The organism is Halorussus gelatinilyticus (genome assembly GCF_023238445.1).
Classification (GTDB): Archaea; Halobacteriota; Halobacteria; order Halobacteriales; family Haladaptataceae; genus Halorussus; species Halorussus gelatinilyticus.
The window spans coordinates 19,943-45,541 of sequence record NZ_CP096658.1; the positions used below are offsets into that span (position 1 = coordinate 19,943).

Consider the following 25,599-nt stretch of genomic DNA (forward strand, 5'->3'; position numbering starts at 1 on the left):
TATTTCGATTCAAAACTCTTTTGACTGACTAGTCAGTAAGTTCCGGTAGTAAATGGACGCAGAGACAGCCGAGCAGATGATGGAGGCGACGTACCGTGCCCTCCGCGAACACGGCTACGCCGACCTGACCATGCAGCGAATCGCGGACGAATCGTCGGTATCGAAGGCGACTTTTCACTACCACTTCGACACGAAAGAGGAGTTGCTGAAGGCGTTTCTCGACCACCTCGTCGAGCAGTTCGAGGGGCGACTCGCCAGCGAGGCCGGCGACCCGCGCGAGCGACTCGACGCGTTTCTCGACGCCATCTTCGCGCCCGCCGAGGACGTCTCTCCCATCCCGCTGATGGAACTCAAGTCGCAGGCCCCCTACCACGAGGCCTACCGCGAGCGCTTCGTGGAGATGGACGAACGACTGCGCGAGGTCGTCGCCGAGGCCGTCCGCGACGGCATCGAGTCGGGCCAGTTCGACGACGCGAACCCGGAGGCGGTCGCCCGGTTCGTCGTCACCGCGATAAACGGCGCGCACGTCCGGGAGGTCGCGCTCGGTGAGACCCCCAGCGAGACCCGGCGGATGGTCGAGCGGTACCTCGAACGAGAACTGGGTCACACGACGGGGGTGGTGGCGTGAGCCTCTTCAAAGGGCAGGAGGAACTCGACCTCACCGAGGGCGGCATCCTCAAACCCCTCGTCTACCTCTCACTCCCCATCGTCCTCACGAACCTGATGCAGACCGCCTACAACCTCGCCGACACGTTCTGGCTCGGCCAGTACTCGACGGAGGCGCTGGCGGCCATCAGCTTCGCGTTCCCGATGGTGTTCCTCCTCATCTCGCTCGGGATGGGGCTGTCGGTCGCCGGAAGCGTCCTCGTCGCCCAGCACACCGGGGCCGACGAGACCGAACAGGCCGAGTACGCCGCGTCCCAGACCGTCTCGTTCGCGTTCATCGCGTCGGTGATTTTGGGCGCGATCGGCTACCCGTTCGTCCGGCCGTTCCTCGACTTCCTCGGGGCCTCGCCGGACGTACTCCCCGGCGCGACCGCCTACATGCAGGTCGTCGCGCTCGGCCTGCCGTTCATGTTCGGGTTCTTCGTGTTCATCTCGCTCATGCGGGGTGCGGGCGACACGCTCACGCCGATGTTCGTGATGCTCGGGACCGTGATCCTCAACGTCGTCATCGACCCGTTCCTCATCAACGGCTGGAACCTCGGCCCGCTCGCGTTCCCCGAACTCGGTATCGAGGGCGCGGCCTACGCGACGGTGTTCTCCCGGAGCGTGGCGATGCTCGTCGGGATTGCCATCATGCTCTCGGGGAGCCGAGGCATCCAGATCAATCTACGGGACATGCGACCCGACTTCCAGTACCTACGCAAGATTCTCCAGATCGGCGTCCCCGCGAGCATCGAGGGGACCGGACGCGCGCTCTCTATCAACGCGCTTCTCATCATCGTCGGCCTGTTCCCGACGACCGTCGTCGCGGCCTACGGCATCGGCACGCGCGTCTTCTCGGTCATCTTCCTCCCGGCCATCGCTGTCGCGCGCGGCGTCGAGACGATGACCGGCCAGAACATCGGTGCAGGCAAGTACGACCGCGCGGCGAAGGCGAACTACCTCGCCGCCAAGGGACTGTTCGCCATCCTCGCGGCCGTGGGCGTCCTCATCTTCCTCGTCCCGAGACCCATCGTCGCGGTGTTCACCGACGACCCCGAGGTGCTGGCGTCCGGCGCGACGTTCCTCCGGTACGTGTCGCTGTCGTTCGGGTTCATCGGCATCATGCGGGCGTTCACAGGCGGATTCCGCGGTGCAGGTAAGACGATGGTCGCCGCAGCCATCGCCATCACGACGCTGGCGGGGATTCGACTGCCGGTCTCCTACGTCGCCTCGCAGTTCCGGCTCTCGATTCCGTTCGTTCCCACCGAGGCCATCTTCGGCGTCGAGGGAATCTGGGTCGGGTTCTTCGTCTCGAACGTCGCCGGCGCGGTCATCGCGTACCTGTGGTTCTCGCGAGATACGTGGCGCGAGGGCGACGTTCGCGGGACGCCCGGTCCGGGTCCCGTCGATGCCGACGACGGCGAGCCGGCGGTCTCCGACGACTGACCGAGAGGGAAAAAGAGCGTCTCAGTCGTCGCTCGCGGCGACCTCGGTCGCGCCTTCTTCGACTTCGAGTTCGGCGGTTTCGAGGTAGTCGTCTGCGTCGAGCGCGGCCTTACAGCCCATCCCCGCGGCGGTCACGGCCTGCTGGTAGTGGTAGTCCACCACGTCGCCCGCGCCGAAGATGCCGGGGACGCCGGTCTTCGTCTGGCCGCCGCCCTTGCCGCCCTCCGTCTGGATGTAGCCCGCCTCGTCCATCTCGACGGCGGTGTCTTCGAGGTAGTCGGTGTTGGGCGTGTGGCCGATGGCGAGGAACACCGCGCCCACGTCCATCTCGAGCGTCTCGGTCTCGGGGTCGTCGAGTTTGTCGCTCGGGTAGCCCTCGGGGTGGCGGACCAACTCGGCGTAATCGACGCCCTCCTCGACCGAGCCGTGAATCTCGCGGAGTTCGGCGTTCCGGACGATCTCTATCTCGCCCTCCTCGACCTTCTCTTGGGTGCGGTCTATCCAGTAGTCCTCGGCGCGGAACTCCTCGCGCCGGTGGACCAGATACACCTTCGAGGCGAACTTCGTGAGGAAGTTGGCCTCCTCCATCGCGGCGTCGCCGCCGCCGACGACGATCATCTCCTCGTCGCGGAAGAACGCGCCGTCGCAGGTCGCGCAGGTCGAGACGCCGTATCCCATCAGGTCGTCCTCGCCGGGGACGCCCAGCGTCCGGGCGCTCGCGCCCGAGGCGGCGATGAACGCGTCGGCGGTGTACACGTCGCCGTTCGAGAGTTCGACGCGGTAGGGCCGTGAGGAGTCGTCAACCGACTCGATGACGCCGTTCTTGACCTCCGCGCCGAAGCGCGTGGCCTGCTCTTTCATGTTGTTGATGAGGTCCGGGCCGCTGATGCCCTCGGGGAAGCCGGGGTAGTTCTCCACGTCGGTCGTCAGCGTCAACTGGCCGCCGGGTTCGTCGCCCTCCAGCACGAGCGGGTCGTTGTTCGACCGCGCGGCGTAGATAGCCGCGGTCAGGCCCGCGATACCGCTCCCCGAGATGATGAGTTTGCGGTGTTCGACCTCGCCATCGGCGGTGGCGATGCCTAACTTCTCGTCCAACTCGCCGGACTCGTCCAGTGCTTGCGTGTCGTCCCACCCACCGATGAGTTCGTCGTCGATGAACACCTCCGGGGCGGTCTGGCGACCGTCGGCGCGCTCGACCATCTCGTCGAACAGTTCCTCGTCGCCGGTCACGTTGTAGGTCTCGTATTCGACGCCCTTCGAGTCGAAGAGGTCCTTGGCTTTCTCGCAGTAGGGGCAGTCCTCCTTCGTATAAATCTCGACGTGCGGGTGTTCGCTCATGATGCAATATTGCTATCGGGAGGGTATTTAGCTTGTGTTGTCTCCTCGATTTTCCGGTTTCCGGGTCGGTGGAGCGTCGAGCAGAGACGGAAACTCGCGAGCGAGGACGAGACGAGGAACGGTCCGGAGTGAACGAACCGACGATGACCGGTAGAGCGACGCGCGGCGACCGATACCGTCTCGAAGCCCTTACCTCGCTCTCCGTCCTCTCTGCGGACATGCCCGCCGACCTCGAAGAGAAGACCGACCGCTACGAGGGCCTGCTCGCCGACGCCCTCGACGCCGCCGACGTCGCGCCGCCCGAGGACACCCCGATGGGCGAGGCCGCGGCCGAGTGTCTGGAGATGGCGAGTTCGTACCTCGAAGACGGCCGTCACTTCCGGAAGAACGACGACCTCGTGAACGCGCTCGCCTCGTTCTCGTACGGTCACGCGTGGCTGGACGCTGGCGCTCGCGTGGGTCTGTTCGACGTGCCGCGCGAGGGCCACCTCTTTACCGTCTGACCCGGCCTCCTCGATGCGAGCGACGAGAGCTTCGAGCGTGAGGGTGAGCGCCAGTTCCGAGGCTAACTCTCGGGGACCGAACCGGTGAATTTGGTCGAGACCTGACGCAAAGTTTCGGAAATCGATTTGCCGCAGTTCGTGCTAGATATTAGCATGGCACTCAAGAGGAGGGAGCTCCTCGGAGCCTCGGCGCTCGGCCTCGCGGGGTCGATTGTCGGGTTCTCGGGGGCCAGAGAGAATCGGCAGGAGACCGAGACGACGACGACCACACAGGAACCGGACGAGACCGTCGTCCTCGGCGGGCAGGTCGAGTACTGGTACGGCGTCGCGCCGTCGGCCATCCAAGGGCGAGAGAACCCGACGCTGAGCATGGAACCGGGAACTGTCTACGAAATCGTCTGGACGAACCTCGACGGCGTAGAACACGAACTCCGCATCTTCGACGCGGACGACGAGGTGGTCGCCGCGACCGAATCGACCGGCGACGCCGGGGCGACCCGGTCGGTCGTCCTCGAAGCGACCGAGCGACTGGCGCGGTACGACTGCGAGTATCACCCCCAGAGCATGCGCGGGCAGGTCGAAACAGCGACGGGTGGTGAAACGGCGACAGGTGGTGAAACAACCACCGAAACGACCACCGAGAGCGGCGGCGGTCCGTACTGACGACCATCGGACCGAGCCGACCGTAAATCTCTATACGGTGGCTCGCCGTCCGAAGAAATGAGTGGCGGTTCGAGAGGCGGCGTCAGTGCGACGACTGCCGGCGCTCGGTCTCGCGCTCGCTGCCGTGGCCGTGGCGACTGCCGTAGCGGCGGTCGCGCTCGCTGGTGCCGCGGTCGCCGCCGTGGCGGTGTTCGCGCTCGCCGCGAGTCTGGTCGCGGAACTCCGAGTCGCTCGGGTCGCTGTGGCGGTCGGAACTGCCGCGTTGGCCGGTCATCCGGCCCGAGATTCCTTCTTCGCGGTGGCTCCCGCGCTGGCTTCCGGTGCGCGAGGAACCGGTGTCGTGACTCTCGCGGCCGCTCCGTCGGCGGTTCTCCTTCCCGTAGTGTTCGCTGTCGGGCCGGTTCGACCGGTCGCTACCGGTCGGGTCGCGCTGGCCGTGGGTCTGGTCGCTCTCGCCGTGGGTCCGATTGCTCTCGCCGTGGGTTCGGTTGCTTCCCCACCGGTTCGCGTGCCCGTGGCCGGTCTCGTCGTGGTTCTTCTGACGCTCGCTCCGCGACTGTCGTCGCTCGTCGTGGGACGACCCGTGACCGGTCTCGCGTCCGGTGCGACGCTCGTGGTCCCGGTCGGCGGCGTTCCCGTAGTCGTTCGAGTGTCGCTCGTCGGCGGGATGGTCGCCGCTTCGTCGCTGTTGGTCGTCTCGGTCCCCCTCCAACTCCGTCCAACTCTCGTGACGAGTCTCTCGGCTCTCGTGCAGTCCGTCCTCGTTCGATGCTTCGCGCCGTCGCTGTTCTTTGTGCGGATTAGCCATTGCGAAACCCCCGCGAGGAGGTTGGCCGAGAGTACCCTTAGCCGTGCTGGCTGACTATCAAAGGACGGCGACGTCGAACGACCGTCCGGCGGTTCGGTCGGGCGCGACTCCCCGACGACGGGATTGACGCCGGGCGTTCCCACCGGTTGGAACTCCGCGACAAGTTTTTTCTATCAGCCACGCGCATGGTTCTATGTATGAACGAAACGTACGTGCGGTTGCTCTGTCCGGAATGTGGCAAGGACTGGGAAGAATCGCCGGACGACCTGCCGGTCCCCACCGACACGTTTCACTGTCCGAACTGCCACGCGTCGCGTCCGACCTCGGAGTTCACGCGGACGGAGCGGGACTTGGAGACGTTGAAACAGTTCAAGTAGTCAACTGCTGGTCGCGGAGCGTGCGCCGCACGCTTCGCACCGCAACAGCAACGCACCCTGTTCTTGTTCGAGTTTCGTGTCCGGGAGCCCACACTCCGAACAGCGGACGAACTCGTCGGTGTACTCTTCGATAGCGTCCTCGATGCGTCGCTGGCTGAACTCGCCGGTCAGCCGGGCACGCCCGCTCTCGTCGATGTGCGCGCTGGTCCCCAACTCGTCTTGGAGGAACTTCAACACGTGGTCCTCCTCCCGGCCGAGCACGTCGAGCGTGTCCTGGAAGTTCTCGTAGACGGTGACGTTCCCCTCCTGGCGCACGTCCGGGTCGGGCACGTCGAAGCGGTCGCCGCTCCTCTCGATGTCGGGAGTCTCCTCCATCGCCCGTTCGAGGTGGTGGTCGTAACCCTCCATAGATGCTCCAACGAGCGCGATCCGATAAAAACTTTTCAGACTCGCGGCGAATCCACTCGGAACCCGCGTTACGACCGACCAAGCTTGCATTTCCGCGTGAAACGAATACAACTGTGCGGAACAATACGGCAATACCGTGTTACTCCCTCTCACCGGCGATTACGGCAGTATCGGGAGGAGTAATCCGTACTCCGTGTTAACGGGACTCAAGATAATACTATAACCCTGCAACTGTTAGCCTCGTTTGGTTATGAAGAAGCAGGAACTCATCCACCTTCACGGTCTGCTCGCGGAGGTCGGAAACTACTTCGAGGCGGAGAACAGTACGGAAATTGACTTCGACGAGTACGAGTCTCTCGGCGTACGACCGACGTCCATTCATAAGTCAAAAACAGATCATAAAGCAGCAGTCTTTGCGATGGCAAACGCGATTACATCCGAGATGACCGAAGCCGAGGCGGACGACAAAGTCGCCGCCAAGGCCGACTGAACTGCGGCGCGACGCTTCCTCACGAAATCGACCGACTCGACAGCGGCGGCACCGTCCTACGAGCGACGTTCTACCGAGCCTACTCGCAGCACGTCCAGTTTCAGTTTCCGAGAATCGGACACTCACCGCTCTCGAATCGTGGGAAAACAGAGGAGTCGTTACCGCAGAACAACGCGAGACGGACGCGCCGGTCGCGCCGCGGAACCGGCGGCGAGCAGGCGTCGGACGTTACTCGATGAGGTCTTCGAACTCGGGCAGGACCTCGTCGTCTTCGTCGCGGTCGCTCGTCTCGACCTCCACGTCGTCGGTGTCCTCGGTCTCGGTCTCGGCCTGGGAGTCGTCCTCGTCGTCTTCCTCGATGACTTCGACTTCGAGGACGGTCAGCGGGATGTTTTCGAGGCGCTGGCCGATCTCCTTCCGGGCGATGCGCGAGGCGTGTTCCTCGCGTTCGACGTTGAACACAGTCATCTCCAGTTCCAGCGCCACGAGGCTCTCGTCGGCCGCGATGAACGCCGGTTCGAGTTCCTCCCCGCAGTGTGGACAGGAACGCTCGCCCATGTTGATCTCGACGTAGTTGAGGTCGGGATTGAGCAACTCTCCGGTCTTGGAGATGGCGATCCGAACTGCTTCGTCCGGCGTCTCCACGTCGTAGACCGGGACTGCGGCTTCCACGACAACTCTGCAGTTCATAGCACCAAGAGATAGGAGCGCCAACAGTATCAAGTTTGGCCCTAAAGCGAAAGGCTTCAACGTGTCCGGCCCTTCGGGTCCCGCGATGGAGTCGGGTTCGATACCTGTCGGGGACTGCTCCGGGGGCGTAGACGTACAGGCGACGCTCGAGAGCGGCCAGACGTTCTGCTGGCGACGCGAGGACGACCGGATGTACGAGACCGTCGGTCCGAGCGGCGGGTCGGCGTGGTACTCGACCGTCGTCGGCGGTCACACGGGCGACGACCCCGAAGTCGTCCGTGTCCGCCAACGCGACGGGATGGTCGAGTGGGAAGCGACGACCGACGCCGACCCGATACTCGTCGAGCGACTCCGACTCGACGACGACCTCCCGGCCATCTTCGAGGCGATTCCCGACGACGAACTGCTCTCGGCGGCGACCGACGCCTACCGAGGGCTTCGCGTCGTGAACGACCCGTTCTTCCCCTGCCTGATATCCTTCATCTGCTCGGCCCAGATGCGCGTCGAGCGCATCCACGGGATGCAGACCGCCCTCGCCCGCGAGTTCGGCGAGGAGGTCGTCTTCGACGGCGAGACCTACCACGGCTTCCCGACGCCAGACCGACTCGCGCGAGCGACCGAGGACGAACTCCGCGAGTTAGGCTTGGGCTACCGCGCACCCTACGTCCAACGCTCGGCCGAGTTGGTCGCCTCGGGCGAGGCCACGGCCGACGACGTGCGGGGTCTCGACTACCGCGACGCCCGCGAGGCGATGCAGGCGTTCGTCGGCGTCGGCGACAAGGTGGCCGATTGCGTGTTGATGTTCTCGCTGGGGTATCTGGAGGCGGTGCCGCTCGACACGTGGATTCAGACCGCCATCGCCGAGTACTACCCACACTGCGAGCGGGGGTCGTACGCCGACACCTCCGACGCCATCCGCGAGGAGTTCGGCGGCGAGTACGCCGGTTACGCCCAGACCTACGTGTTCCACTACCTGCGGAATCGGGAGTGAGAAATCGGAAGGACGGAAGCGCCCCGCTCAGGGCCGGAAGACGGCTCTGACACAGCCGTCTTCCTTCTCCTTGAACATCTCGTAGCCGCGGGGCGACTCTTCGAGCGAGAACTCGTGGGTCGCCAGATACGAGGGGTCCATCCGGCCCTCGGCGACGTGGTCGAGCAGTTCGGGGACGTACCGCTGGCCGTGCTGTTGGGCGGTCCGGATGGTCAGTCCCTTGTTCATGGCGATACCGAGCGGGAACTTGTCCATCACGCCGTAGACGCCCAGAATCGAGAGCGTGCCGCCCTTCCGACAGGCGACCATCGCCTGCCGGAGCGCCTCGCCGCGGTCGGTCTGGAGTCGCAGTCGCTGCTTCGCCTCGTCGTAGGCGTGCATCGCGCCGGTGCCGTGGGCCTCCATCCCCACCGCGTCGATGCAGGCGTCGGGGCCGCGTCCGCCGGTCATCGCCTTGAGTTCGTCCACGACGCTCTCGACTTCGGTGTAGTCGATGGTCTCGGACCCGGCCTCGTTTCGGGCCATCCGAAGTCGCTCGGGGAAGCGGTCGATGCCGACGACCTGCTCGGCACCCATCAGGGCGGCGCTCTGCTGGGCCATGAGTCCGACGCCGCCACAGCCCCAGACCGCCACGGTGTCGCCCTCCTCGATGTCGCAGAAGTCCGCGCCCATGTAGCCGGTCGGCCACGCGTCGGAAGCGAACAGCGCCTGCTCGTCGCTGAGTTCGTCGGGCACGGAGAAGCAGTTGGCGTCGGCGTGGGGCACCCGGACGTACTCGGCGTGGGACCCGGCGTAGCCGCCGAACGCGTGGGTGTAGCCGTAGATGCCCGCGGTCGGGTAGCCGAGAATCGGCTCCTGTAGTTCCGGGTTCGGGTTCGTGTTGTCGCACAGCGACCAGAGGTCGTCCATGCAGTAGCCGCAGTTGCCACAGCCGACGAACGACGGGACGACCACGCGGTCGCCGACCTCGACCGACTCGACCTTCCGGCCGACCTCCCTCACCTCGCCCATGAACTCGTGGCCGATGACGTCGCCCTCGCGCATCGTCGGGAGGTAGCCGTCGATGAAGTGGAGGTCCGACCCGCAGGTCGTCGTCAGGCCGACCTCCAGCACTACGTCGCGCGGATTGACGAGTTCGGGGTCGGGCACGTCCTCGACGCGCAGGTCCTCGACGCCCTCCCAGCAGAGCGCCCTCATACCCAATCACCTCGCCCGCGGGCAGACGAGTTGCGTTCGAGCGTGGGAATCTCGCCGGTCTCCGCGAGGCTCTTGAACCGGTAGAGCGCCTTACTCGCCAGCGTCTCGGGAACGACGCCCAGCAGGTTCAACGCCTTCGCGCCGACCGACCCGCCCGGCGGTTCGAGGCGTAGTTCGAGCGTCACCTCGGTCCCCCGGTCGGCCGGTGCCGGACGGAAGTGCACCATCGCCTCGTGCGGAACCAGCGCGCCCTCCGCGGACTGCCAGTGGATTCCCTCCCCGGGGCGGTCCGCCAGTAGTTCGGTCTCCCACTCGACGGTCCGACCGAGCGGTGCGGCCAGCGTCCAATGGTGACGCTCGTCGCCCGCGGCGGTGACCTCCGCGAACGGTCCCGCGACCCGCGACAGTCGCTCCGGGTCGCGCCAGAACTCGTACAAATCGTCCGCGGACCCGGCGACGGTGGTGGCGCGTCGAATCTCGATGCTCCCCGGCACGCTCGACTCGTCGTCCGACCGCGAGCGCTCGCTGTCCCGGTTCAGTCGCCGGTACAGCAGCCACCCCGTGGCGAGCGCGAGCGCGGCCCCGACCAGCGCCGTCGCCGTAGTTCGCGCGTTCGGACCGCCGGTCGGTCGCCCGGTCGTGCTGTCGGTCCGTCTCCCGATCGTGTACTCTCTCACGTAATCTCCCCCACAGTCCCCTCGGCAGAACTCCCGTTGTATCTTGTGCCCGATTCCTCGCCACCCAAATCGGCTTCCGTCAGCGCGACGAACCACCGACCGGCCATGTCGAACGACTCCGGAAGTAGCGACGCGGAGCGAACCCGCGCACACGTCTACGTCTCCGGGACGGTACAGGGCGTCTACTACCGAGCGAACACGCGGGACACCGCCCGCGAGAAGGGCATCGACGGCTGGGTCCGGAACCTCTCGGACGGCCGGGTTGAGGCCGTCTTCGAGGGTCCCGAGGAGACCGTCGCGGCGATGGTCGAGTGGTGTCACACCGGCAGTCCCGCCGCCGACGTGGACGACGTGGACGTCGAGTACGAGGACCCCGAGGGCGAGGACGGCTTCCGCGTCCGTCGGTAGTCGGGCCAGCACGACTTTCCACGCGAGTCCCGTAGCGCCCACGACCGACCATGCGCGAAAACACGCCCGACATCGGCGTCGAGGTACGGAACGTCGAACGAAAGCGCGGTCCCGACGACGAGCAGTACGAGGAAGTCGAGGTCGCGGTCCCGGTGACGAACCCGCAGTCGGACTCGCGGGACTCCTACGTGGCCGACGGCGCGCTCGTCGGACAGATTCCGGTGACGAACGCCGACACGCCCTGCGCCGACGAGCGACTCGACGCGGCGGTCGTCACCGTCCTCGAAGAGCGCGTGACCGCCTATTACCCCCGCGATGGCGAGCGAGCGGTCCCGGCGCTGGTCTGGGAGGCCGCGACCGACGACTGGCGGTGCGAGTCGGTGGAGACGGACGGCGAATTCGACGTCGAGTCCGACACGCGCGACGACGGCGAAGCGGTCCTCTGGGAGCGCGAAGAATAGAGCTGATTCGAAGCGGCGAGCGCGGTCCTCAGTACCGGCCGTCCTGCCGGTCTCCGGGACGATACTGCCCCTCGTCGGCGCGCGACCGGTCCGCCTCGCTGTTCTCGACCTGTTGGCTGTAGGTCTCGCCCTGCGACAGGTCGGACCGTTCGTCCCGACCGCCGCGGTTCTGCCGACTACCGTACCGGCGGCCCGTCGGCTGGCGTTCCCCGCGCTCCGGTTCCCCGCGCTCTCGCTCCTCTCGCTGTTGGGGCGTCCCGGCCGGGCCGGTCGGAATCCGACTCGACCGACGCTCGGTGCGCTGGCGGGTCACTTCGAGTCGCTGGGAGTAGGACGGCCCGCCGCTCGGTTGCTGGTGGGGTTGCTTCGACTCCGTCCCCTGCGAAAGCTCGTGCCCGGTGAACTGTCGTGAGGTTCGCCCTTGCGACGGCTGCTCCCGAGATTGGTTCTGTGACGACTGGTGTCGAGACTGGTGCTGCGGCGACTGGCGCGACTGCCCCCGAGACGTTCCCTGCTGGTGGGACTGCTGTGGCGACGGCCGTCGCTGTGGTGACTCGGCGGGCGCGTCGCGTCGAGACTGCTGGTCCCGCTCGGATTGGGACTGCCGACCGGTTCGCCGGTCGCCCTGCGAGAACTGTCCGCCCTGTCGTTCCGACTGCGAGAACTGCTCGCCGCCGTGAGGCCCTCCAGCGTGGTTGGGCTGGTGGCGCGACTCGCCGCCGAACGAGAGCGTGTGACGACTCGTCCGCTGGCGCTCGGAATGGCGCGGGCGCTCGGTCCGGCGACCGCCAGTCTGTCCCTCTCCTGTCTGGGACCGACCGCCGGTCTCTCCGCGGCCCTGCGCCGGTTGCCGACCGCTGGTCCGTCGCTGGTCGTCCGTCTGCCCTCGGTTCTCTGCGTACTGGTTGCTCTGTCCGTACTGGTGGCCTCGTTCGTACTGCTGGCCCTGTCCGTACTGCTGGCGGTCCTGCGTGCCCCGGTACTCCTGCGACGACTGCTGGCCCTGCGTCCGTCGCTGATTCCCAGTCGGTCGCTGGGACTGCCCCCGAGACGGCTGTCGAGGTTCAGGCCGGCGGTCGCTCGCGCTCCGTCTGCCGAACTGTCGGTGCGGACTGCCGGACTGTCGGTGCGAACTACCGGACTGCTGTCGCGGCCCGCCGTACTGCTCCGGCGACGACTGCTGGCCGGACGACTGCCGACTCCGGGACTGTTGAACGTCGGACTGCCCACCCGAGGGCTGCCGACGCCCGGTCTCGTCGCTCGTCTGCGAGAACTGCGTGGCGTCCCGCTCGCGAGGGATGTGGTTGCCCTGTTGGCGCGAGTCGCCGCCGAAGCGGATGCTGACCTGCCGCCCGCGAACGGACTGCTGTGGCTGGCCGTCCCGGCCCTCGGCGCTGTTGGCGGGGACGATGTTCTCGCCGCCCTGCATTCGGCGCTTCACGTCCTGTTCGACCTGTTCGGGGCTTCGGTCGTCCCCTCGTCGGTCCTCCCCTCGCGGGTCGCCCTGTCGGGCGTCTCGTCGCTGGTCGCCGCGACCGCGCTCCTCGGTGTGTCGATACTCCCGGCCTCCCCGACGGTATGGATCGTACGACATCAGTAAATCTCCCCGGCGATATCTGGGGCCGCGAGCGTCTTATCGGTGCTGGCTAGCCGCGCTCGAAACGGTCGGTGAAGACATCTCCGTACCCTCTTAAAGTGTACTTAGACACGTTTTAGAAGTGTATATATTTCTCTGGCGGCGGTCGTGTCACTTCGTGCAACCCCGAGTTCGGACCGCGAGCGAGTGCCGATTTCCGTCCGACCGCTCGGCTCTGCACTGCAACCGCCCGGCACCGCACTGCGACCGCGCCGCACCGCAACCGCGCCCCGTTCCTCCCCGCGTCTCGCTGAGCGTCGCGAAGCGACGGCTCGGAAGACGTGGTTTGTCTTCCGGTGTGCGTCTGCGCTCGCGCGGTTCCGCGCGAGCGCAGACGCGGCGCATCCGGGAGGTCCGTGTCGTCGGTCGTTCCGGTGGTCCGTGTCAGCGGTCGTTCCGGTGGTCCGTGTCAGCGGTCGCTCGTCGGTCGCCGGCGACGCCCGCCCGGACCACAGCGACAGGACTTAACGCCGTCGCCGACCAACGCTCGGACATGATAACTTCCGAGCGGATGGCACAGGTGGACGCTAACGCGGCCGCCCTCGGCGTGCCACGGAAGCAGTTGATGGAGTCGAGCGGTAACGCGGTCGCCCGCGAGGTCCGGGCGGTCGCCGACCCCGGCGCGCGAGTCGCGGTCGTTGCGGGCCGCGGAAACAACGGCGGCGACGGCTTCGTCGCGGTCCGGTTCTTGGACGACTACGACACCTCCGTCCACCTGCTCGGCCGCGAGGAGACCATCGCTACGGACATCGCCCGCGAGAACTGGGCCGCGCTCCGGCAGGGCGACTATCGGACCGAGACCGTCACCGACTCGCGGGATTTCGAGTTGCCGGACTGCGACGTCATCGTGGACGCGATGCTCGGCACCGGCGTCACGGGCGCGCTCCGGGAACCCGAGGCCACCGTCGCCGAGCGAATCAACGAGAGCGAGGCGACCGTCGTCGCGGTGGACGTGCCCTCGGGCGTGAACGCCGATACGGGAGAGGCAGAAGGAACTGCGGTCTCGGCCGACCGCGTGGTCACGTTCCACGACCGGAAACCCGGTCTCGACTCGCTCGACGCCGAGGTCACGGTCGCGGACATCGGCATCCCGGCCGCCGCCGAGGAGTTCGTCGGGCCGGGCGACATGCGACCGGTCCGACGGGGAAGCGGAGCCGAGGACGCCCGCGCCTACGTCGTCGGCGGCGGCCCGTACACCGGTGCCCCGGCGCTGGCCGCGCAGGCCGCGCTCCGTGCCGGCGCGAACCTCTCGTTCGTCGCCGCGCCCGGCCCGGTCGCGCCCCAGATACAGGGCTACGCCGAGGACCTCATCGTCCAGGCCTACGAGGGCGACCACCTCGCGCCCGAGCAGGTCCCCGACCTTGTGGAGACCGCCGAGAGCTACGACGACGTGGTGGTCCTCGGGCCGGGACTCGGCAACGCCGACGAGACCCTCGACGCGGCCGCGCAGTTCCTCGAATCGTTCTCCGGCCCGGCGGTCGTGGACGCCGACGCGCTCCCGGTCGTCCCCGAGGTCGAGACCGACGCGACGCTGGTCTGCACTCCCAACCGCAAGGAGTTGGCGAAGATGGGCGGTCCCGACGTCGAGTCGGCCGACGCGCTCCGCGAACACGCCGATGAAATCGAGAGCTTCGCCGCCGACCTCGGCCACGTCGTGCTGGCGAAGGCGAAAGACGACGTGATTACCGACGGCGAGCGGACCCGCGTCTCGCGGGCCGGAACCTCGGGCATGACCGTCGGCGGCACCGGCGACACGCTCGCGGGCACGACCGCCGGTCTACTGGCGGCCCACGACCCCTTCGAGTCGGCGTGCATGGCCGCGTACGCCAACGGCCGGGCCGCGGAACTGCTGGACGACGACCGCCGCGACGGCCTGCTCGCGTCGGACCTGCTCGATGCGCTCCCGCGCGCCATCTGGGGTGACGACGATGAGTGACGACGAGACCGAACTGACCCACACCGACGAGGAGGGCGAGGTCCAGATGGTGGACGTAGGCGACAAGCCCGACACCGCCCGCCGAGCGGTCGCGCGCGGCGCGATTCGCCTCCGGCCCGAGACCGTCGCGGCCGTCCGCGACGACGAGGTGAGCAAGGGCGACGTGCTGGCGACCGCCCGCGTCGGCGCGGTCCAAGCGGTCAAGCACACGTGGGAGACCATCCCGATGTGCCACCAGATTCCCATCACGAACGTCGAGACCGACTTCGAACTCGGCGACGAGCGCGTCACCCTCGACGTCGCGGTCAAGACCACGGGCAAGACCGGGTGCGAGATGGAGGCCTTGGAGGGCGTCACGACCGGCCTGAACGTGGTTTGGGACATGGTGAAGGCCGCCGAAAAGGACGCGGACGGCCAGTACCCCGACACCGGAATCGAGGACGTGCGCGTCGTCGAGAAGACGAAACGCGAACTGTAGTCAGGGCCCTCGGTCGTCGTCCCCGTTCACGTCGTCGCTGGTCTCGTCGTCCGCATTTTCTCGGCTCTCGTCGCTCGCGTCTTCTCGGCTTTCGTCGCGTACCGACGCGTCGGTCTCGAATTCGTCCTCGGACGTCTCGCGTTCGAGGTCGTCCAGCGTCTCTCGATACGTGACCTCCTCGTCGAGCGTGACGGCGAAGTCCGGCGGCGTGTCTTCGGTCGCGCGCCGCCAGCGATACACGTCGTACCAGTGAGCGAGACTCGTCGCCGCGAACAGGGCGACGACCAGCGCGGCCGCGGCGGTGGGTCCGATTACGTCGAAGGGGGCCACGTCGAACCGTATCAGCGCGAGGAGACCCGTCGAGACCGCCGTGACGAGGAGGTACACTTTGTACCACGGCAGTCGCGTCCGTGGGTTGTTGGCCAACAGGACGCCGACCGTCGGACCGCTCACGGTTCCCACCGCCCCGTCGGCCGCGCCGTCGTAAGTGACGAGGCCGTAGTCGGCCTGCACCGGAGCGTGACGCTCTCGGAGCGACGACGCCACTCGCTCGGCGAGTTCCGGCGTGACTTCGCCGGGCGTCGCGGCCCGCTCCAACGCCGCCACCTGTCGTGCGACCGCTTCGACGGCGACGGGACCGGACCGCTGGTGCAGGTAGTAGAGTGCATATCTGCGACGGCGATTGCGGACTTCCGCGGCGACCAGCCGTTCCCGAGGACGAGCGACGTCCGTCTGGAACCCCTCCGATTTCGGTCGCGAACCGTCGTCCGGAGGCGGGGCGTTCGACTCGCCGAGCGTAGTCCTCCTCTCGTGCCTGACTGACGGAGCGGCCCACTTTGTTATTGGCTCTGGTCGAACGCAGGCGATGAGACAATCGGAGATACGACGGGTGACATGGCCGTTACCGTCGACTACTGCCAGCGTAACGAGCGTTGCGCGAGCGGAAGGTGAACCGAACTCACGCCGAGAGCGCGCTCGCCAACTCCCCGGCCTTCGCTCTGGACTGCTCGACGATGGCGGGCCGGGCCTCGAAGTCCACGACCACCTCGTCGTCGGCGTAGGTCACGTCGTTGACCCGCGCGTGGTCGTGGACCCACGAGACGACGCTCATCGTGTCCTCGGTCATCGGCAGGACCAACTTCTCGCGCTCCCAGTCGGGGAGTTCGTCGTCGATGCGCTCGCGTAACCCGTTCAGATTGAGTTGCTCCTTGCCGGAGACCGCGATGGGGTCGGGCGCGAGCGCCGACAGCGCCTCGACCTTCTCGGCGAGTTCGTCGTCGCTCACGGCGTCTATCTTGTTCAGCACCGTCACGATGGGTGCCTCGTTGCGCTCGTAGAGCGTGTCGTGGCTGGTGACGAGTTTCTCGCGTATCTCCTCGACGGGTTCGCTCACGTCCACGACGAGCAACACGAGGTCGGCGTAGTACACCGCGTCGAGCGTGGACTTGAACGACTCGACCAGCCAGTGGGGCAGGTCGCTGATGAACCCGACCGTGTCGGTCAGGAGCACGTCGCGCCGGTCCATGTCCATCTTCCGAGTCGTCGTGCCGAGCGTCGTGAACAGGCGGTCTTGGGCCTCCGCCGTCGTGTCGAGGTCCGGGTGCAACTCCTCGTTCTCGCCCAACTCGATGTCGGCCGCGAGGCTCTGCATCAGCGTGGACTTCCCGGCGTTCGTGTAGCCGGCCATCGCCACGAGGTCGAACCCGGACTCGCGCCTGCGGTCCCGGCGGTCGGCCTCGGTCCGGGCGATGGAGTCGAGTTCGTCCTTGATGTTCGAAATCTGGTCTTTGATGTCCTGCTCGCGGCTCTCGTCGTACTCCCCCAGTCCCATGAACCCCGGCCGCTCGTCGCGCTTGGCGAGGCTGGTCTTGGCCTCCGCGCGGGGCAGTTCGTACCGGAGTTCGGCCAACTCGACCTGCAACTGTGCCTTCCGGGTCTGGGCACGCTGGCCGAAGATTTCGAGGATGAGCCTGAATCGGTCGATGACCTTCGTCTCCTCGGGGAACTGCTGGCCGAGGTTGTACGTCTGATACGGACCCAACTCGTTGTCGAAGATGACCACGTCCGCGCCGGTCTCGGCGACCGCGGCCCCGATTTCAGCGGCCTTCCCTTCGCCGACCTGTAGCGCCGGGTCCTCCTTTCGTGACTGGGTGAACTCCCCGGTTACCTCGTAGCCCGCGGCGCGGGCGAGGTCGCGTATCTCTTCGGTGTCTGGCGTGCCGGAATCGACTCGCTTGACGATTATCGCTTTCATAAGAACAGTTTTCGGGCGGCGTACGCGGCGTGGTGTGCGGCTTGCACGGTCTCGCGTTCGGCTATACTCTCGACGTACTTGAAACTCGGGCCGAGGAACTGTTCGACTTTCACTTCGGGTTCCTCGTAGAACTCGCCGCGCTCGGCGACGACGGGACCGTCGGGCGGTTCGGGCAGTTCCTCGACCGCGCTCGCGACGACGCGGGCGGCGTTCTCGAACGTGGGCGGGTTCTCGCTCGTGGCGAACCCCATCCCCTCGACGGACCGAAGTCGGTTCGTGCCGACGGCGGCGTACACCGCCGCCGCGACCATCAGGTACTCGCCGGACTCCTCGTGGCGACCGCTGATGTCGACGCCGACGACGGCGGCCTGGCGGGCGTTAGCCTCGCCGGGCCTTCACCTCGGTTCGCAGAGCCGCGTTGCCCATGTTCGGACGCTACGGTCCCCTTCCATTTCAATCATACGTCGGTCGGTGGTGTCCGCGGCGAACGGTCGACCCGACGGTCCGGGAGAACGAGTCGTTCTACGCGTCTCGGTCGTGGTTTAACGCGTTACCCGGCTTACCACAAGAGCCTTAAGCTATCAATGAGCCAGTCCCGACTATGCAACTCGACCCCCAGCAACTCGGACTCGAATTCGGGTCCGGAGCCGTCGTGGGCGGCGTCATCGGCTTCGCTGCGAAGAAGATAGCGAAGCTACTCGCCGTCATCGTCGGTCTCGAACTCGCCCTGTTCAAGTTCCTCGAGTCGCGCGGCATCCTCACCGTCGATTGGAACAAGCTCACCGCGGGCGTCCTGAAGGCGAGCGAGAGCGCCCAGAGCGGCGCGCCGCCGTCGTGGGTGACGACCATCCTCTCAACGCTCTCGGTCGGTGCCGGCTTCACCGGCGGCTTCATGCTCGGCTTCCGGAAGGGATAATCTAGACGTCGTACCGCTCGGCCGCGTCGCGCCGTCGGACGCCCTCCGCGGCGACGCTCGGCACGAACCGCTTCATCTTCGTCGTTCGATATTTCGCCAGTGCGAACGCGCCAACCGTCGCTACGACACCGAACAGCGGTCGCTGGGCTATCAGGAGCGTGTACCCGACCGCCACGGCGGACGCTATCGCCGCGAACCCCCAGAGGATAATTCGACGCTTCCGATACTCGTCTTCGTGGGCCGCGACGACTTCGGCGGCGCGTCCGGCCTCGACCGCTCTATACGCCGTCTCGCCGTCCGGTTGGTCGTACGCCAACACGTCTACGAGCGCCATCTTAGCGCGTGCTGAGTTCGTCCTCGTCCTTGATGATTCGGGTCTCGGCCTCGCCGCTGGTGTGTTCGTTCACGAGGTCGTAGAACTCGTTTTGCATCCCGGCGGGGAACGTGAGGACGCCGACCCAGCCGCCGTCGTTCTGCCACTCCTCGCGTTCGAGTTCGCCGAACTGGCGAATCTTCGCCTGCGCGCTCCCGGCGTAGTCGGCGGGCACCTGCACCGCGACGGTCACCTCGTCGAACCGGATGGGGATGACCGGCCGGAGCGCGTCGAGCGCCTCGTCTACCTGCGTCTCGACCGGTTCCATCGGGTCCACGCGGAAATCGGTCTCTTCCAGCGCGGACTCGATGCGCTCGGGCGGGTGGGGCGCGTTGTCCATCTGGGGGTTGACCGCGTTGCGCGTGATGCGGTTGACCAGATTCTTGTGCTTCTGCTCCTGCATCTCGCGGCGCTGCTCGGCCGTAATCTGAATCTCCCCGTCCTTGATGACCTCCGGGATGATTTCGAGCGGGTCGGTCGTCCCGAACACCTCTTCGAGCGCCGACTCGGCGGGTCGGTCGCCGCGACTCGCGTTCTCGAACACGTCCTCGGCGGCGATGACGTCCTCCAGTTCGCCGTCGAACTCGCCGCGCTTGATTTCGAGCGCCGCGTCGGGGTCTACCAGTACCTCGAACCGCTCACCGTGAGATTCGAGGCGAGCGGTCACCGCCTCTTCGAGTGGTATCATACCGAACGGTAGTCCCCGCCGGTTAAAAGAAGTATTGGACAGCGACGCGTCTCGCGGTCGAAACTGGCGGAGGATGGGGTCGCTCACTTCCCGAGAACGAGTGGCACGGCGGCAGTAGAGTTAACACGGCGGCGTGACACGTATCGCCAACGGTAGGCGACCGATGACCCGCTAACTTCTCCCGACCGGCGCTCGCCCCCGGTCAGTCGTCAGTATCGCTTCCCAACCCACCCGACAGCCACACCACAGCCATGAGTCTACCAGCCAGAGACGACGTGAACCCCGAGTACCGATTCGACCTGACCCGCATCTTCGAGACACCCGCCGAGTGGGAGGCGGCCGCGACGGCGCTCCGTGAGGACCTCGATGCGCTCGAATCCCGCACCGAGGAGTCGCTCGAAACCCCGGCCGACCTCCGGGTGCTCCTCGAACGCGTCGAGGACTGCTACCGCCGGAAACAGCGCCTCGACCTCTACGCCACGCTCTACGAGAACGTCAACACCGGGGCGGAGACGGCCGGGAACCTTCAGCGGCGCTTCCGTGACCTCGAATCCGAGTTCGAACCGGTCGTCGCGGCCGTCAAGCGCCGCCTCCGCGAGACCGACGACCAACTCCTCGACTCGCTCCTTGCCGAGTTGGACGACTATCGCCGGTACGCCGAGAGCCTGCGCGAGCAGGCGGGCCGAGTTCGGTCGTCCGACGCCGAGGACGCCATCGCGGCCGATAGCGAAGTCCGCTCGGCCCCGACCAGAATCATCGAGGCCGTCACGACCGAGGACTTCGACCCGCCGAGCGTCGAGCGCCCCGATGGAGAACAGGTTGCGCTTCGATACGGCAACTTCCGCGACGAGCTTTCGCACCCGAACCGTGAGTACCGCAAGCGGGTGTACGAGGCGTATCGGGGCGAGATGGACCGCTTCGAGCACGTCCTCTCGCGGGCGTACGCCGAGAAGTTGGCGGCCGCCAGCGCCGAAGTCGAGGTCCGGGGCTACGACTCCGTCCGAGACCGGGACTTCCGCGGGACCTACCCCGAGACCGGACTAGAGCCGCGCCTGCCCGGCGAGGTCCACGACGCGATGCTCGACGCGGTCCGAGACAACCTCGGGCCGTTCCACCGGTCGCAGGAGATTCGCCGCGAGCGGTTGGGCGTCGAAACCCTCCGGCCGTGGGACCTGTCGGTGTCGATTGCGGACGCGCCGGAACCGGAGATTCCCTACGAGAAGGCCACCGAGTACATTCTGTCCGCGCTCGCGCCCCTCGGCGACGACTACGTGGCCCGCACCCGGTCGTTCTTCGAGGACCGGCGCATCGACGTGTACCCGACGCAGGACAAGCGCACGGACATCCCAGCCTACTGCCCGTCGTCGGCGGCGGACGGCGCGTTCGTGCTGGCGAACTACCGCGAGGACGTGTGGTCGATGTCGGTGGTCGCCCACGAACTCGGTCACGCGCTCAACGTCTCTTACCATCGCGAGGGACCGACCCGGTACGCGACCTGTCCGACCGCAATCTGCGAGATTCCGTCGATTCTCCACGAGATTCTGCTGGCCGAACACTGGTTCGACCGGGGCGGCGCGCTCGCCGACCACGCGAAGAACCGACTGCTGGAGGTGCTTGGCGGCAACTTCTACGGGTCGGCGATGGGTTCGGCGTTCGACCACCGCCTCGCCACTGCGGTCGAAGACGGCGAGGACTTGTCGGCCGAACGCATCCGCGAGGTCTACGCCGACCTCCTCGCGGAGTTCCGGCCCGCCGTCGAGTATGCCGACCGCGCCGGGAGAGACTGGCTCGGCAGGGGGATGCGCGACCCCTACAGCAGTTTCCAGTACGTCCTCGGCGCGACGGGCGCGCTAGTGGTCCGCAACCGACTTCGCGAGGGGAGTCTGACTCCGGCGGAGTACCGCGATTTCCTCCGGCAGACGGGGCGGCGCGACCTGCCGGACCAGTTCGACGCGCTCGGCATCGACGTGACGAGCGCCGAACCGTACGAGCGGGCCGCTGAGACGTTCGCGGGGTATCTGGACGAGTTCTGACGGTCGTTACTGGACGCGCCGCGATTCGACTTCTGGCCCGGCTCTCGCTGGCGTCTTGCCGAACGGAGTGGGGCGAGGCTCGTGGGAGCGTGCCTCCCACGGCGGACTCTCGCGGTCTGCCATCGTCACGCGAGGTCTACGGTCGCGGTGCTGTACGGTTTCCGTGTCTCGTCTTGAACCACTAAGATCGGCTAAAGGAAATATATAATTATCCCTAGAGTGGGTAAATATTTCTAAAAGACCACTAGGGCGTATTTCATTACTCCTCCTGTGCGGCGAACTCGACCAGCGTCAGGTCCCGGTCGAGCATGCAGTAGTCGTGGGGCGGGTCGCCCAGAATCTCCGTAATCTGGTAGTCCTCGTCGAACTCCGCGCCGTTGGGTTCGCAGAACTCGTGGCTCGGACACTCCGTGTGCGGACACGGGCCGGCGAGACTGGCCTTGCTGCCGGCGTAGGCGTTCTTCGCCGGGACGTTGGCCTTGACGCCGACCGGTTCGACTTCGACGGCCGTGACGCCGGTGTCGTGGACGGCGCACTCTAGCGTCTGGGCACCCTCGCGCACGTCGTTGACGCGGTAGCGCACGCCCTCCGAGAGGTTGAGACACTGGTCGCGGTACGGACACCCCTCGCAGGCCGAGGAGGCCCCCTGATAGACGAACTCCTGTCCGGGGTCGGCGAGGCGGGTTCCGATGAGGCTGATGGTAGACATATGAACCGATATGGGAGCCTCGCGGTTAAGCGTCTCGTCCTCTTTCCGGGTCGGAGCGGTCCGTCAGGTCGTCCAGTTCGTCCAGATACTCCTCGCGCGGCATCTGATACGCGCCGCGGTAGTCCAGTTCGCCACGGACGAACTCGGCCGCGAGTTCGCGGGCACCCTCGACGGCCGCCGCTCGCGTGTCGTACGTGCGTGCGGGGACGAGTTCGACTTCCGGTTCGAGGAAGAACTCGACGCGCCAGACGTTCGTGCGGCCGTACTCGGCTTCCGCGGCCGGACGGTTGGCCTGCCCCGCCGCGACGTACAGCGTCGGCATGCACGCCGGGGGGAACTGGTCGGCGTCGAACACGTCCGGGCGGTAGGCGAAGATCGCCCGCCCGCCGGGTTCGTCGTTCCAGACCGTCCACCCCTCGGGCAGGTCGGGGTCCGAGTCGCTGGACGCAGGAGAGTCGGCGTCGGCGGGCGAATCGTCGCCGGTGTCGCTCGGCGAGTCCGGTGGGTCGCTCATAATCGACGGTTCGGTCCTGAGGAGTAAGGGACTGCCGGTTACGACCGGGTGACGGCCCTCTCCCGCGACGGTACTCGAAAGACGGACGTGCAATCGAGCGTCGTGAGCGGGGCAGTAGCGGTCGCCCGCGTCGGGTATCCTCTCCGAGCGGACCACGCCGACCGCGTTCCGGGCCGGCGTCGAGACGGTGCCGGCCGTACTCCGGTTACTGTTCGAAATCCGGACCGACGTTCTCGGGTCGACGCCGTGCTTTTTGGCCGTGACGACGGCGAACGCGACCGTCCGGGAGAGACGTGTCGAGAATCCGGGAGTCGGAGCGGTCGAATCCGACTTAAAGCTGAAATCTGTTACCACATCCCAAGAGAGGGAGGACGGCGCTCTCTCGCGTCAGTCGTCGCCTTCAATGTCGTTAATTCAGCTTAAGTCATAGTTGGAACGAGCCAACAATTATATATCGCTTCATCCCATCTATTAAATAGTATCGGTGGTACCGACCCACGCGGTACTCGATAACACCTACCAATACCCATTCACGTCCGCCCGAACCCTGTCGCCCTCCGACGTAGCGTCGCAGTGAATGTGGTGTGAGGATAGCACGCACATGAACGGCCAGCACGCGAGCGTCCCGCGCGAGAGCGGGACCGAAGGGGTTGGAAGGGGCATCTGGCATCGGGAGTGCCGGGGTTGCCGAAAACTGTCAGTCGTCAGACTGGCCGATACCTCTTTGTGCGTGTACAACTACCACATATTTCGACCGCGGACCGCCCAACCACCGGTCAGCCGTTCGCGCTCCCGCGATCTCTCCCAACGAAACACGTGATACGATGACAGAATCACTGGAAGAACTCAGCCAGCGGTACCAGGAATCGATGCCCGAAGACCTCCGCGAGACCAAGTCCTTCGACTGGTATCTCGACGAGGTGTACGAGGACCCCAAGATAGCCAGAAACGCCCACCAGCGGGTCGCCGACATGTTCGACTACTACGGCACCGAGTACGACGAGGAGGCCGGCGTGGTCGAGTACCTGCTCGCCTCGGAGGACCCGCTCCACGACGGGGAGAACACCTTCTACGGGCACGAGATTCACCGCGCCATCCACGAGTTCGTCAACAAGGTCAAGTCCGGTGCGCGGGGTCTCGGCCCGGAGAAGCGCATCAAGTTGCTCCTCGGCCCGGTCGGATCCGGCAAGTCCGACTTCGACCGACAGGTCCGGACATACTTCGAGGACTACACCCTCAGCGACGAGGGCCGGATGTACACCTACCGGTGGACGAACCTCTGCGACGTCATCCACGACCAAGACCCCGCCGACGACACGGTCCGGTCGCCGATGAATCAGGACCCCCTCGTCCTGCTCCCGGTGGACCAGCGCCAGCGCGTCATCGACGACCTGAACGAGAACTTAGACGCGCCCTACACCATCCAGAACGAGCAGAGCCTCGACCCCGCGTCGGCGTTCTACATGGACGAGCTGCTGGCGTACTACGACGACGACATCAAGCTGGTGCTGGACAACCACGTCGAAGTCGTCCGCCTGACCGCCGACGAGAACAAGCGCCAGGCCGTCGAGACCTTCGAACCGAAGGACAAGAAGAACCAGGACGAGACCGAGTTGACGGGCGACGTCAACTACTCGAAAATCGCCATCTACGGCGAGTCCGACCCCAGAGCCTTCGACTACTCGGGGGCGTTCTGTAACGCAAACCGGGGTATCTTCAGTGGCGAGGAGCTACTCAAACTCCAGCGGGAGTTCCTCTACGACTTCCTGCACGCTACGCAGGAACAGACCATCAAACCGAAGAACAATCCGCGAATCGACATCGACCAGGTCATCGTCGGCCGGACGAACATGCCCGAGTACCGGGACAAGAAGGGCGACGAGAAGATGGAAGCGTTCAACGACCGGACCAAGCGCATCGACTTCCCGTACGTCCTCGAATACGACGAGGAGTCCCAGATTTACCGGAAGATGCTGTTCAACGCCGACGTGCCCGACGTCCACATCGAGCCACACACGCTCGAAATGGCCGGACTCTTCGGCGTCCTGACCCGCATCGAGGAGCCCGACAGCGAGACCGTGGACCTGATGCAGAAGGTCAAGGCCTACAACGGCGAAATCAAGGACGGCGAGGACGTGGACGTGAAGAAGCTCCGCGAGGAGGGCGAGGAGTCCGCCGACATCGGCGAGGGCATGGAAGGCGTCTCCGCCCGGTTCATCGGCGACGAAATCGCGGAGGCCATCATGAACTCGACCCACCGCGACAGGGGCTTCCTGAGTCCCCTCTCGGTGTTCAACCACTTCGAGGAGAACCTCGAAAATCACGGCTCCATCCCGGAGGAGAACTTCGAGACCTACTACCGCTACCTCGAAATGGTCCGCGAGGAGTACAAGGACCGCGCCATCGAGGACGTGCGCCACGCGCTCGCCTACGACATCGAGGAGATTCAGCGACAGGGCGAGAAGTACATGGACCACGTCATGGCGTACATCGACGACGACACGGTCGAGGACGAACTCACGGGCCGCGAGCAGGAACCCGACGAGAGCTTCCTCCGGGCCGTCGAGGAGAAACTCGACATCCCGCGCGACCGGAAGGACGACTTCCGGCAGGAAGTGAGCAACTGGGTCTCCCGACGCGCCCGCGAGGGGTCGCCGTTCGACCCGCAGGACAACGACCGCCTGCGCCGCGCGCTGGAACGCAAGCTCTGGGAGGACAAGAAACACAACATCAACTTCTCGGCGCTGGTCTCGTCCAACGAGATGGACGACGACGAGCAGAACGCGTGGATAGAGGCGCTCGTCGATCAGGGCTACTCCCGCGAGGGCGCGAAGGAGGTGCTGGAGTTCGCCGGCGCAGAGGTCGCCCGCGCGGAGATGGAGGACTAACCGTGGCGACCGGCCACGACGACCGGCGTCTCGCGGACCCCGAGGAGTCCTCCCGCCCCGAGGACGCGC

General features: G+C 66.2%; 28 protein-coding genes. 14 read left to right on the forward strand and 14 right to left on the reverse strand.

Annotated features, from left to right (window positions below):
- Positions 1-52: 52 nt before the first annotated feature.
- Together M0R88_RS00100 and M0R88_RS00105 are read left to right on the forward strand one after the other, a co-directional pair.
- The gene (locus tag M0R88_RS00100) at positions 53-628 is read left to right on the forward strand and encodes a TetR/AcrR family transcriptional regulator (protein ID WP_248654933.1); all 576 of its coding nucleotides are present in this window, start codon (positions 53-55) and stop codon (positions 626-628) included.
- Positions 625-2,094 (forward strand): MATE family efflux transporter, encoded by a 1,470-nt coding sequence (locus tag M0R88_RS00105; protein WP_248654934.1) that lies wholly within the window; start codon positions 625-627, stop codon positions 2,092-2,094. The genes M0R88_RS00100 and M0R88_RS00105 overlap by 4 nt, the downstream gene beginning before the upstream one ends.
- A 21-nt stretch (positions 2,095-2,115) precedes the next feature.
- Here the strand turns inward: M0R88_RS00105 and grxC are convergent, their stop codons facing one another.
- The gene (grxC, locus tag M0R88_RS00110; RefSeq protein ID WP_248654935.1) at positions 2,116-3,432 is read right to left on the reverse strand and encodes a glutaredoxin 3; all 1,317 of its coding nucleotides are present in this window, start codon (positions 3,430-3,432) and stop codon (positions 2,116-2,118) included.
- 218 nt (positions 3,433-3,650) lie between these two features.
- On the opposite strand from grxC, the gene M0R88_RS00115 reads away from it, so the two are divergent.
- On the forward strand, positions 3,651-3,935 hold the full coding sequence (locus M0R88_RS00115) for a DUF357 domain-containing protein (RefSeq protein ID WP_248656737.1): 285 nt from the start codon (positions 3,651-3,653) through the stop codon (positions 3,933-3,935).
- Positions 3,936-4,088: 153 nt separating this feature from the next.
- Positions 4,089-4,598: a hypothetical protein gene (locus tag M0R88_RS00120; RefSeq protein WP_248654936.1), complete on the forward strand. Its 510-nt coding sequence runs from the start codon at positions 4,089-4,091 to the stop codon at positions 4,596-4,598.
- Positions 4,599-4,680: 82 nt separating this feature from the next.
- On the opposite strand, the gene M0R88_RS00125 is transcribed toward M0R88_RS00120, so the two are convergent.
- Positions 4,681-5,406 carry a hypothetical protein gene (locus tag M0R88_RS00125; protein ID WP_248654937.1) on the reverse strand — a complete coding sequence of 242 codons (726 nt, stop codon included), beginning with the start codon at positions 5,404-5,406 and terminating at the stop codon, positions 4,681-4,683.
- A 197-nt stretch (positions 5,407-5,603) separates the two neighbouring features.
- Here M0R88_RS00125 and M0R88_RS00130 point away from each other — a divergent pair, with 197 nt between their 5' ends.
- Positions 5,604-5,783 carry a DUF7836 family putative zinc-binding protein gene (locus M0R88_RS00130; RefSeq protein ID WP_248654938.1) on the forward strand — a complete coding sequence of 60 codons (180 nt, stop codon included), beginning with the start codon at positions 5,604-5,606 and terminating at the stop codon, positions 5,781-5,783.
- Here the strand turns inward: M0R88_RS00130 and M0R88_RS00135 are convergent, their stop codons facing one another.
- The gene (locus M0R88_RS00135) at positions 5,784-6,191 is read right to left on the reverse strand and encodes a translation initiation factor IF-2 subunit beta (RefSeq protein WP_248654939.1); all 408 of its coding nucleotides are present in this window, start codon (positions 6,189-6,191) and stop codon (positions 5,784-5,786) included.
- A 250-nt stretch (positions 6,192-6,441) separates the two neighbouring features.
- On the opposite strand from M0R88_RS00135, the gene M0R88_RS00140 reads away from it, so the two are divergent.
- Complete coding sequence (locus M0R88_RS00140) at positions 6,442-6,681, forward strand: UPF0058 family protein (RefSeq protein ID WP_248654940.1); 240 nt, start codon at positions 6,442-6,444, stop codon at positions 6,679-6,681.
- A gap of 228 nt (positions 6,682-6,909) precedes the next feature.
- Here M0R88_RS00140 and M0R88_RS00145 read toward each other — a convergent pair whose 3' ends face one another.
- Positions 6,910-7,371: a DUF555 domain-containing protein gene (locus M0R88_RS00145; protein WP_248654941.1), complete on the reverse strand. Its 462-nt coding sequence runs from the start codon at positions 7,369-7,371 to the stop codon at positions 6,910-6,912.
- Positions 7,372-7,456: 85 nt separating this feature from the next.
- On the opposite strand from M0R88_RS00145, the gene M0R88_RS00150 reads away from it, so the two are divergent.
- Complete coding sequence (locus M0R88_RS00150; protein WP_248654942.1) at positions 7,457-8,362, forward strand: DNA-3-methyladenine glycosylase family protein; 906 nt, start codon at positions 7,457-7,459, stop codon at positions 8,360-8,362.
- Between the two features lie 27 nt (positions 8,363-8,389).
- Here M0R88_RS00150 and M0R88_RS00155 read toward each other — a convergent pair whose 3' ends face one another.
- The gene (locus M0R88_RS00155; RefSeq protein ID WP_248654943.1) at positions 8,390-9,559 is read right to left on the reverse strand and encodes a zinc-dependent alcohol dehydrogenase; all 1,170 of its coding nucleotides are present in this window, start codon (positions 9,557-9,559) and stop codon (positions 8,390-8,392) included.
- On the reverse strand, positions 9,556-10,236 hold the full coding sequence (locus M0R88_RS00160) for an SRPBCC family protein (protein ID WP_248654944.1): 681 nt from the start codon (positions 10,234-10,236) through the stop codon (positions 9,556-9,558). The genes M0R88_RS00155 and M0R88_RS00160 overlap by 4 nt, the downstream gene beginning before the upstream one ends.
- A gap of 105 nt (positions 10,237-10,341) precedes the next feature.
- Here M0R88_RS00160 and M0R88_RS00165 point away from each other — a divergent pair, with 105 nt between their 5' ends.
- Positions 10,342-10,644 carry an acylphosphatase gene (locus M0R88_RS00165; RefSeq protein WP_248654945.1) on the forward strand — a complete coding sequence of 101 codons (303 nt, stop codon included), beginning with the start codon at positions 10,342-10,344 and terminating at the stop codon, positions 10,642-10,644.
- A 50-nt stretch (positions 10,645-10,694) separates the two neighbouring features.
- Positions 10,695-11,105: a hypothetical protein gene (locus M0R88_RS00170; RefSeq protein ID WP_248654946.1), complete on the forward strand. Its 411-nt coding sequence runs from the start codon at positions 10,695-10,697 to the stop codon at positions 11,103-11,105.
- Positions 11,106-11,133: 28 nt separating this feature from the next.
- On the opposite strand, the gene M0R88_RS00175 is transcribed toward M0R88_RS00170, so the two are convergent.
- Complete coding sequence (locus M0R88_RS00175) at positions 11,134-12,699, reverse strand: hypothetical protein (protein WP_248654947.1); 1,566 nt, start codon at positions 12,697-12,699, stop codon at positions 11,134-11,136.
- A 535-nt stretch (positions 12,700-13,234) separates the two neighbouring features.
- Between M0R88_RS00175 and M0R88_RS00180 the strand changes: the two genes are divergently transcribed.
- Entirely contained in the window at positions 13,235-14,677 is a 1,443-nt protein-coding gene (locus M0R88_RS00180; protein WP_248654948.1) for an NAD(P)H-hydrate epimerase, read from the forward strand.
- Positions 14,670-15,155 (forward strand): cyclic pyranopterin monophosphate synthase MoaC, encoded by a 486-nt coding sequence (gene moaC / locus M0R88_RS00185; protein WP_248654949.1) that lies wholly within the window; start codon positions 14,670-14,672, stop codon positions 15,153-15,155. Before M0R88_RS00180 ends, moaC begins: the two co-directional genes overlap by 8 nt.
- On the opposite strand, the gene M0R88_RS00190 is transcribed toward moaC, so the two are convergent.
- From M0R88_RS00190 to M0R88_RS00200, 3 genes are read right to left on the reverse strand one after another with little or no spacing between them, the layout of a single operon-like run.
- Positions 15,156-16,076 carry a DUF7344 domain-containing protein gene (locus tag M0R88_RS00190; protein ID WP_438267216.1) on the reverse strand — a complete coding sequence of 307 codons (921 nt, stop codon included), beginning with the start codon at positions 16,074-16,076 and terminating at the stop codon, positions 15,156-15,158. It abuts the gene before it with no gap.
- Between the two features lie 37 nt (positions 16,077-16,113).
- Positions 16,114-17,409, reverse strand: a complete 1,296-nt coding sequence (gene hflX / locus M0R88_RS00195) for a GTPase HflX (RefSeq protein WP_248654951.1) — start codon at positions 17,407-17,409, stop codon at positions 16,114-16,116.
- Positions 17,406-17,756: a DUF2209 family protein gene (locus M0R88_RS00200; protein WP_256468591.1), complete on the reverse strand. Its 351-nt coding sequence runs from the start codon at positions 17,754-17,756 to the stop codon at positions 17,406-17,408. The genes hflX and M0R88_RS00200 overlap by 4 nt, the downstream gene beginning before the upstream one ends.
- 254 nt (positions 17,757-18,010) lie before the next feature.
- Between M0R88_RS00200 and M0R88_RS00205 the strand changes: the two genes are divergently transcribed.
- Positions 18,011-18,325: an FUN14 domain-containing protein gene (locus tag M0R88_RS00205; protein ID WP_248654953.1), complete on the forward strand. Its 315-nt coding sequence runs from the start codon at positions 18,011-18,013 to the stop codon at positions 18,323-18,325.
- A 1-nt stretch (position 18,326) separates the two neighbouring features.
- On the opposite strand, the gene M0R88_RS00210 is transcribed toward M0R88_RS00205, so the two are convergent.
- Together M0R88_RS00210 and M0R88_RS00215 are read right to left on the reverse strand one after the other, a co-directional pair.
- Positions 18,327-18,659 (reverse strand): hypothetical protein, encoded by a 333-nt coding sequence (locus tag M0R88_RS00210; RefSeq protein ID WP_248654954.1) that lies wholly within the window; start codon positions 18,657-18,659, stop codon positions 18,327-18,329.
- A 1-nt stretch (position 18,660) separates the two neighbouring features.
- Positions 18,661-19,386 (reverse strand): ribosome assembly factor SBDS, encoded by a 726-nt coding sequence (locus tag M0R88_RS00215; protein WP_248654955.1) that lies wholly within the window; start codon positions 19,384-19,386, stop codon positions 18,661-18,663.
- Positions 19,387-19,637: 251 nt separating this feature from the next.
- On the opposite strand from M0R88_RS00215, the gene M0R88_RS00220 reads away from it, so the two are divergent.
- Positions 19,638-21,419: a M3 family oligoendopeptidase gene (locus M0R88_RS00220; RefSeq protein WP_248654956.1), complete on the forward strand. Its 1,782-nt coding sequence runs from the start codon at positions 19,638-19,640 to the stop codon at positions 21,417-21,419.
- A 259-nt stretch (positions 21,420-21,678) separates the two neighbouring features.
- On the opposite strand, the gene M0R88_RS00225 is transcribed toward M0R88_RS00220, so the two are convergent.
- Complete coding sequence (locus tag M0R88_RS00225; RefSeq protein ID WP_248654957.1) at positions 21,679-22,128, reverse strand: UPF0179 family protein; 450 nt, start codon at positions 22,126-22,128, stop codon at positions 21,679-21,681.
- 25 nt (positions 22,129-22,153) lie between these two features.
- A complete protein-coding gene (locus tag M0R88_RS00230; RefSeq protein WP_248654958.1) occupies positions 22,154-22,642 on the reverse strand; it encodes a DUF5820 family protein in 489 nt (162 codons plus the stop codon).
- Between the two features lie 824 nt (positions 22,643-23,466).
- On the opposite strand from M0R88_RS00230, the gene M0R88_RS00235 reads away from it, so the two are divergent.
- Positions 23,467-25,530 carry a PrkA family serine protein kinase gene (locus M0R88_RS00235; RefSeq protein WP_248654959.1) on the forward strand — a complete coding sequence of 688 codons (2,064 nt, stop codon included), beginning with the start codon at positions 23,467-23,469 and terminating at the stop codon, positions 25,528-25,530.
- The last annotated feature ends 69 nt before the right edge of the window (positions 25,531-25,599 follow it).

Bases quoted from the DNA above. Each gene is read 5' to 3' on its own strand.
- M0R88_RS00210 (WP_248654954.1), bottom strand. From the start codon at position 18,659: ATGGCGCTCGTAGACGTGTTGGCGTACGACCAACCGGACGGCGAGACG.
- M0R88_RS00170 (WP_248654946.1), top strand. From the start codon at position 10,695: ATGCGCGAAAACACGCCCGACATCGGCGTCGAGGTACGGAACGTCGAA.
- moaC (WP_248654949.1), top strand. From the start codon at position 14,670: ATGAGTGACGACGAGACCGAACTGACCCACACCGACGAGGAGGGCGAG.
- M0R88_RS00115 (WP_248656737.1), top strand. From the start codon at position 3,651: ATGCCCGCCGACCTCGAAGAGAAGACCGACCGCTACGAGGGCCTGCTC.
- M0R88_RS00215 (WP_248654955.1), bottom strand. From the start codon at position 19,386: ATGATACCACTCGAAGAGGCGGTGACCGCTCGCCTCGAATCTCACGGT.
- M0R88_RS00220 (WP_248654956.1), top strand. From the start codon at position 19,638: ATGAGTCTACCAGCCAGAGACGACGTGAACCCCGAGTACCGATTCGAC.
- hflX (WP_248654951.1), bottom strand. From the start codon at position 17,409: ATGAAAGCGATAATCGTCAAGCGAGTCGATTCCGGCACGCCAGACACC.
- M0R88_RS00125 (WP_248654937.1), bottom strand. From the start codon at position 5,406: ATGGCTAATCCGCACAAAGAACAGCGACGGCGCGAAGCATCGAACGAG.
- M0R88_RS00230 (WP_248654958.1), bottom strand. From the start codon at position 22,642: ATGAGCGACCCACCGGACTCGCCGAGCGACACCGGCGACGATTCGCCC.
- M0R88_RS00205 (WP_248654953.1), top strand. From the start codon at position 18,011: ATGCAACTCGACCCCCAGCAACTCGGACTCGAATTCGGGTCCGGAGCC.
- M0R88_RS00150 (WP_248654942.1), top strand. From the start codon at position 7,457: ATGGAGTCGGGTTCGATACCTGTCGGGGACTGCTCCGGGGGCGTAGAC.
- grxC (WP_248654935.1), bottom strand. From the start codon at position 3,432: ATGAGCGAACACCCGCACGTCGAGATTTATACGAAGGAGGACTGCCCC.
- M0R88_RS00140 (WP_248654940.1), top strand. From the start codon at position 6,442: ATGAAGAAGCAGGAACTCATCCACCTTCACGGTCTGCTCGCGGAGGTC.
- M0R88_RS00100 (WP_248654933.1), top strand. From the start codon at position 53: ATGGACGCAGAGACAGCCGAGCAGATGATGGAGGCGACGTACCGTGCC.
- M0R88_RS00165 (WP_248654945.1), top strand. From the start codon at position 10,342: ATGTCGAACGACTCCGGAAGTAGCGACGCGGAGCGAACCCGCGCACAC.
- M0R88_RS00130 (WP_248654938.1), top strand. From the start codon at position 5,604: ATGAACGAAACGTACGTGCGGTTGCTCTGTCCGGAATGTGGCAAGGAC.
- M0R88_RS00155 (WP_248654943.1), bottom strand. From the start codon at position 9,559: ATGAGGGCGCTCTGCTGGGAGGGCGTCGAGGACCTGCGCGTCGAGGAC.
- M0R88_RS00180 (WP_248654948.1), top strand. From the start codon at position 13,235: ATGATAACTTCCGAGCGGATGGCACAGGTGGACGCTAACGCGGCCGCC.
- M0R88_RS00120 (WP_248654936.1), top strand. From the start codon at position 4,089: ATGGCACTCAAGAGGAGGGAGCTCCTCGGAGCCTCGGCGCTCGGCCTC.
- M0R88_RS00225 (WP_248654957.1), bottom strand. From the start codon at position 22,128: ATGTCTACCATCAGCCTCATCGGAACCCGCCTCGCCGACCCCGGACAG.
- M0R88_RS00145 (WP_248654941.1), bottom strand. From the start codon at position 7,371: ATGAACTGCAGAGTTGTCGTGGAAGCCGCAGTCCCGGTCTACGACGTG.
- M0R88_RS00235 (WP_248654959.1), top strand. From the start codon at position 23,467: ATGACAGAATCACTGGAAGAACTCAGCCAGCGGTACCAGGAATCGATG.
- M0R88_RS00135 (WP_248654939.1), bottom strand. From the start codon at position 6,191: ATGGAGGGTTACGACCACCACCTCGAACGGGCGATGGAGGAGACTCCC.
- M0R88_RS00175 (WP_248654947.1), bottom strand. From the start codon at position 12,699: ATGTCGTACGATCCATACCGTCGGGGAGGCCGGGAGTATCGACACACC.